The organism is Liquorilactobacillus mali (assembly GCF_001437155.1).
Taxonomy (GTDB): Bacteria; Bacillota; Bacilli; order Lactobacillales; family Lactobacillaceae; genus Liquorilactobacillus; species Liquorilactobacillus mali_A.
The window spans coordinates 1-6,984 of record NZ_JQAR01000039.1; the positions used below are offsets into that span (position 1 = coordinate 1).

Sequence of the window (6,984 nt, forward strand, 5' to 3'; positions counted from 1 at the left end):
TAGATACATATTATATGTACGAAGGCATTTCATTTACACAAGATTCTTGACGCTACCCTTTTTTCATTACTCAGTGGAAAATCAGGGGTTTTAAATTGATTTCTTAAGGAAAATTCCGTATCACGTTTTTTCAAATATAAATAATACACTGGTAGCAACACCACAGCTCCAATAAAAACCACAAGCAATGCTATATTTATATAAAAGGAAACTTTAAAAAAAATGTGCCTAATAAAATGAACGTTGGGATCATGTTTAAGCCAAGTATTTTTTTCAAAGACTTTGCAGGATGATATGTACCCGCCACAACAAGTGCTTTATCTCCCAAACCAGAAGTATTACATTCATTTTTATACCTGCTTAACTCTTGCTTGAAAATTAATGTTCTTTTTCTTAATTTCTTTCGCACGTTAATCATTTGAAAAAAAAGTATAAAAAAAAGAATGGTAAACGCACCCATAAATCCTAGAATGGTAAAAATTAGTTGAGTTGGAGACAACATACACACCCCTTTTTATTATTTTAAATCAGTATAGCAAATAAGTTTAAATTTTGAAAAGTGCCTTCACAGTATGCCCCCTACACCAATATGAAGAGTGTGAAAATTCGTAATGTAAAAGGCCACTACAAATAATCGGTATTGTCAACTTCAGCAATCACGACACCTTTTCTAGTATTGAGGTCTTATTACCAATTTTTCTGGATTAACGGTAACTTTACTAATGTTAATGTCTAGCGTTACCATCAATGGAGCAATATTTCTCCTATTTCTGTACCTGCAAAACATTCATGAATTAAGTGTTATCTAGTCAGGAATCTTTTTGATTTAGGATCTCGATCTGTTAATTACCAGAACTTAAGGCGTAAATTATGACGCATGCCAAGGCCATTAATTATATGGTATTAAAAAAATGACACAACCGTTAAGTTATGGCCTGCTTTTTTGGTTGAAATTTCTGAATCTTTAATTAAAAATGATCCGCTACTACTTCAAGCCAAAAATCTTTTTTGTAATTGTTAAAAAGCTAATCATATATTAAAAACAATGGAACCAACTTCAAAAGTCTATCATGAATTCAATGTAACATTGACGACAGTGTTATATAGATTACAATACTATCTAATCCGTTATTAAGGCTACATGGAGGAAAAAATTGGATTATTAGTCGATTCCGCATCAGATACTCCCGCGGAAATAAAGAATCAAGACAAAATATGAACGAAAACAATCGGTAGGAGTGATTGTGGTCTGTGTACTTAAAAATGTATCACTATCTGAAATAGAGCATGTGTGCCTTACCCTTGTGGATACTTCACCTGTAGAAAGATATAATGACCTTATAAGTACGTTTTCAAAAAGCAATAAAAGCGACTTCTATGACCAGTATTAATTTAGAAACCACATCCAGTACTACTCTTTTACAGTATAGTGCGGTTCTGCGGTTCAATCGTTTTTATTTTGTCTCTTAGCAAGACGCATTATTCAGAAAAACCAGGTATCTATGGAGAAATAATTTGCAATAATATTACAGTTAATTGTAATATTAATACGTATTTCTGCATATGATCTTTTAGATATATAATGAATTTTTTATTTTAATGGAGGGATATTTGTGCTAGACAAAATGATTTACAAGGAATTATTCAGTAAAGCATTCGACATAACGATTGAAGTAACTTATTGGAATGGAAAAACGGAAAAATATGGTGATGGAGTTCCCGTCGTTAAGGTACGATTCAAACACGAAATTCCTGTTAAATCGCTAACTAGTCAACCCACTTTAGTTCTAGGTGAGGCCTATATGAATGACGACATAGAGATTGATGGAAGTATACAAACATTAATTGCATCGGCTTATCGGAAGAAAGACAGTTTTTTAACCCACAATTCCTTCTTAGAACACTTACCACAAATATCGCATTCTGAAAAAAGTAGTGAAAAAGACATTCAAAAGCACTATGACATAGGTAACGATTTTTATAAGCTATGGTTAGATGACACAATGACCTATTCTTGTGCTTATTTTGAAAAAGAATCTGACACTTTGGAACAGGCACAACTGAACAAAGTTCACCATATCTTACGTAAACTAGCCACTAAACCAGGTCACAAACTATTAGATATTGGTAGTGGATGGGGAACTTTATTATTCACGGCTGCTGAAGAATTTGGACTAGATGCAACAGGTATTACCCTGAGCCAAGAGCAATATAACTATACACAATCACAAATAAAACAACGACACTTAGAAAATCAGGTACATGTAATATTGGAAGACTATCGTGAAGTATCTGGACAATACGATTATGTAACGTCTGTGGGCATGTTTGAACATGTTGGTAAAGAAAACTTAGGACTGTATTTTAAAAAAGTCCAAGAATTTTTGGTTCCAGGAGGACGATCATTGATTCACGGCATTACTGGGCAGCATGAAGGCGCTGGTGTAGATCCATTTATTAATCAATACATCTTTCCAGGAGGATATATTCCTAATGTTGCTGAAAATATTAAGCACATTATGAATGCCAAATTGCAAATTTCAGATATTGAGCCCTTGCGGCGCCATTATCAGAAAACATTGGAAATCTGGTATCAAAACTATCAGAAAGTTCGGAACCAAGTCATCAAAAAGTATGGTGAACGTTTCGATCGAATGTGGGGCTTGTACTTACAGGCTTGTGCAGCTTCCTTCGAATCAGGAAATATAGACGTTATTCAGTATTTATTAGTAAAAGCACCTAGTGGTGTTGGATTGCCAATGACACGCAATTACATTTATGATTAGCTGTTACTAGGTAAATTGTAAAAGTAATCCGAATGATGTTCAAAAAAAGATCAGCTTCTTTTATGATGATGTCTACCACACCCCATTTTAAAGAAGGTGACCTTTTTTCTAGCATTAACCTATTTGGATCAGATAAAAACTGAAGTCTTAAATCACGACTCCTTGGGACTTGTTCACTAAATGATCAGACAACAGCAAAGGTTTAGCTAAGATTTTGGTGTCTTTAAAGGAACTATACGTATTTTAACATTTGCTTGTAACACCGAATTTTATTTTTTATACCCCTAGTTTAGACAATATTATTGAACATTTATAAACATGATCAGTCCATGCAACGCAAAAAAGGGCCAAATATTGACTTAAGAGCATTATTTTTTAAATTCCTGAAATCGGAAGTTTGTCCCTAACGATTGATTTGCTGATATATACTCTCTAAATTTATAAATTAGCGGATCCCATTTATTTACATCTATATGGGAATCATCATATAATATTTGTTCATCTACAAGTATTCCTTTTATTTTACTCTCTATGATGGCGAAACTGTCTCTAATTGCTATGTCGGTAATAATTGTTTCAATTTGAATAGGACACTCCTTAATTCTGACAGTCTGAACCTCTTCCCCCCTAATCTTTGTAAATCCTCCTAAACTGAATTTATCTGAACAATATTTATAACCTGCTTTTCTCTTGTAAGTAGGAATTTCTGAGTTTCCAGTTGTTTTTGCGACACGTTCGATTTTTTCCCAAATGTTTCCATTTGCTACATTAAACGTTGCTTCACTTCCTACTTTTAAATTCAAAAAACCCTTATTATCCAATCCCAGGCCAACGACAATTGTTTTATCCAAAGTCCAAGTAGAGCTAATAACAGTAATATTATCTGCTTTACTTTGAACATCTTTTGTGGTCATAAGCACTACAGTAGAACCATAGTAAAAACTCTCTTTTTCTATTTTTTTAAACATATTCCTCACCTCTATTGTATTATAATTTAAATACACATCGATGATTATCGATATATAAGAAATGAGGAGATAACATGAATGGATTTCCAGATTTACAGAAAACAACTAAAATCTTGGCTGATCAGTCTCGACTAGAGATTCTTACTACCTTGATGGATGGAAAATTCCATACAGTAAATGAACTTGCAAAAAAAGCAAAGGTAAAAAGTCATACCACTTCTTATCATTTAAAACAACTATGCCAATTAAACTGGGTATCTTCTTATAAGCAAGGTAGAAATGTCTACTATTCTTTATCCTCTGAAGATATTGCCAGCTTATTGGAAAAACTTATGAATATAAGTCCTACAAAAGAAGTTCATTCATTTAATGAAAATAGTGAATATCAAAAGTTAAAAAAGGGACGCTCTTGCTACAAGCATTTAGCAGGCAACCTGGGTGTTTCTTTTTTCAACTTTCTAGTTCAAAACCAGCATATAAAATTAGAAAATAATAGTCTTATGCTGACGATTAAGGGAATTCAATATTTTGAATCTATCGGTATTGAGATCACTTGTATAAAGAAACAAAAAGGCATTTTCATTAAACCATGTTTGGATTGGACGGAAAGGACATTTCATTTAGGTGGAAACTTAGGAAGAGCGTTCTTCAATTTATGTGAGGAAAAAAATTTTATTATCTTGAATACTGAGAACAGAAGTGTTTGTTTAACCAGCTCTGGAGAAGATTTTTTTAAGCCCTTTAAACCTTAAAATTTATACCATTTAAAAATGACAATCAATGTAAATACACAAGTTACCAATACACTTATTAAATGTACTGTATATGTTGTAAAACAACACATAAAATAAATTGGCAAGTATAAGATGGTCCCCTTTTTATACTAGGAGAATAAGGATGCGCTTCAGTTGCACCAATAACATGTGTAAAGATAGCATTACATGCTAAAAAACTATCAGAAACTACCAAACTGGAACTATTACCTTTAGCAAAAAATACAAGCCAACCAATAATTGCAACGATTATATTTATTCTCTAGTAGTAACTTGATTTTTTGTTTACTTAACGCTAGTCGCAAACTATGATGCCAGGACATGAAAATTACCAGTAGTGTAAACTTTTAAATGCAATGAATCAGTTAAGGCTTCTTTTTGGCGTTAAGTAATTAAGTAAGCTATAAATTCAAACAAAGTTATAAAGATTTTCAATGTATTTAAGCTGTGCTTAATCTGTCTTCTGAAAAATTTGATAAATTAAATTGCCCATTTTGAAACCAATAACATAGAATTTATAAAAAACAGTATTACAAGGAATTAAGTAGTTTGGCAACTGTTACTAGAAAATTTAGCAATTATACAAAATCATTAGGCAAACAGAAAAAAGGCCGATCCAATAATTGATCTCAACTTGAACGAAGGAACCGCAACACAGCATAACCAAAGAGGATCAAAGTACAATATGCATTAATTATGTTTTTGTTCAAAAGTATTCCAGCAGAGTGAATAAATTCTACTCAACTATTCAATCGTTTAGGTAACATAAAAAGATTCTATTACTTTAACTAGAGATTATAAAATTTCTTAATCCTGTAAATTTGTGATCTTGATGTTCCAATCATACGTGCAATTTGAGCAATCGGCACTGGTGGTTCCTGCCGCAACATTTGCACTACCTAATGATACAAATAATGTTTCCGACGATCAGGTGAATCCGGCGCATATAAACGGACGGCACCTTTATAAGCACCACGTTATTTAGCCAATTCAATCCCCTGCCGTTGTCGTTCGCGGATTTTTCGTCGTTCTTCTTCGGCTGTATACTTATAAATCTCCAACACTTATAAGCTATTATATACGAATAAAGTATATTTGAATAAAAATTCAAATATTATGATAAATTACAAAACGATTACTTTATATCATATAATTAACAAATTTTATAAAAAATTAGTGAAACTATTATTTTATGCATTACTTCTTTTATAATGAAGAGTATAGTATGAAAGGAAGTGAAATAGTAATTTTATTAGTTTCTGTAAGTTAGTAAAATTGCATATATATATGAATAATTTAGATAACTTTTACTTAAAAAGATTGTATGCATTTTTGCTTTTTTGGGGATTACTTTTTGGGATATTATTATTCAATAATGATCCTGTTCAAGCGACTAGTACAGATACATGGTATATTGGAGATAGTTCTCGTCCGACGGTAATGGCGGTTGATGTGGCATCTTATCAAAGCGGAATGACACAGGCAAATTATACTAAGCTTGCGGCGTTAGGTGTTAAAACGATAATTGTGAAAGCAACGCAGGGAACGTCATATACAAATCCATATGCATTAAAGCAGATGCAATACGCTGCTAACGCAGGAATGAATGTTGCGCTTTATCAATATGCTACTTACAGCAGTACGACAGAAGCAAAGGCGCAAGCAGACTATCTAGTAAGTTGGTTAGAGGACAATGACGTTAATACCAATATATTAATTTTTTCAGATGTTGAAGCATCTTCTGCAACCGTTCCTACAGTAGGAACGAATGTTTCGACCTTCCAAAGTACACTATCAAGTGCAGGTTACACTAATCAAGGTTTTTATGCATCGTCAGGGTATACATACTTATCAAAATTGATTGCGGTTGACGGGGAATCAAAGGGGTGGATAGCCCAATATCCATACCATCCTTCGTCATCAAGTTTATTGAATTCTAGCTATGGAGCATGGCAATTTTCATCTACGGCAATGTTAAGCGGATATACGGGATATTTAGATGTTTCATATGATTATACAGGCCTTCTATCAGAAGGAGCAGGTGCTGATCCGTTTGGAACAACATCAACAGCAAGTAGTAGTCCAAGTTCAACAACAAGCAGTAGTTCAAGTTCAACAACAAGCAGTTATACATTGAAAACTATCAGTGGTAAAACCTATGCTTATAAAAATAACAAGAAGGTAACCGGCTGGGTAACCATTGGAACTAAAACGTATTATTTCCGCACAAACGATGGGGTAATGCTACATAGTTGGCAGATAATCAATGACAAAACGTACTATTTCCGTACAAGCGATGGGGTAATGTTGCGCAGTTGGCAGACAATCAATGGCAAAACGTATTATTTCTACTCGGATGGTAAGATGCTGCGCAGTTGGCAGACAATCAATGGCAAGACATATTATTTCTACACAGATGGTAAGATGCTGCGCAGTTGGCAGACAATCAATGGCAAA

The 6,984-nt window shown here is 33.3% G+C and carries 6 protein-coding genes; 3 read left to right on the top strand and 3 right to left on the bottom strand.

The window, feature by feature from the left end; genetic code table 11:
- Positions 1-196: 196 nt before the first annotated feature.
- On the bottom strand, positions 197-499 hold the full coding sequence (locus IV36_RS11140; RefSeq protein ID WP_156648669.1) for a hypothetical protein: 303 nt from the start codon (positions 497-499) through the stop codon (positions 197-199).
- A gap of 1,114 nt (positions 500-1,613) precedes the next feature.
- Here IV36_RS11140 and IV36_RS11145 point away from each other — a divergent pair.
- On the top strand, positions 1,614-2,786 hold the full coding sequence (locus IV36_RS11145; RefSeq protein ID WP_056992531.1) for an SAM-dependent methyltransferase: 1,173 nt from the start codon (positions 1,614-1,616) through the stop codon (positions 2,784-2,786).
- Positions 2,787-3,154: 368 nt separating this feature from the next.
- On the opposite strand, the gene IV36_RS12465 is transcribed toward IV36_RS11145, so the two are convergent.
- Positions 3,155-3,754, bottom strand: a complete 600-nt coding sequence (locus IV36_RS12465) for a hypothetical protein (protein ID WP_056992533.1) — start codon at positions 3,752-3,754, stop codon at positions 3,155-3,157.
- A 74-nt stretch (positions 3,755-3,828) separates the two neighbouring features.
- On the opposite strand from IV36_RS12465, the gene IV36_RS11155 reads away from it, so the two are divergent.
- Positions 3,829-4,506 (top strand): ArsR/SmtB family transcription factor, encoded by a 678-nt coding sequence (locus tag IV36_RS11155; protein WP_056992534.1) that lies wholly within the window; start codon positions 3,829-3,831, stop codon positions 4,504-4,506.
- Between the two features lie 809 nt (positions 4,507-5,315).
- Here IV36_RS11155 and IV36_RS12610 read toward each other — a convergent pair.
- The gene (locus IV36_RS12610) at positions 5,316-5,417 is read right to left on the bottom strand and encodes a helix-turn-helix domain-containing protein (protein WP_235810322.1); all 102 of its coding nucleotides are present in this window, start codon (positions 5,415-5,417) and stop codon (positions 5,316-5,318) included.
- A 397-nt stretch (positions 5,418-5,814) separates the two neighbouring features.
- Between IV36_RS12610 and IV36_RS11160 the strand changes: the two genes are divergently transcribed.
- Positions 5,815-6,984: GH25 family lysozyme (locus tag IV36_RS11160; RefSeq protein ID WP_268872861.1), on the top strand; the 1,170-nt coding region annotated here is incomplete at its 3' end.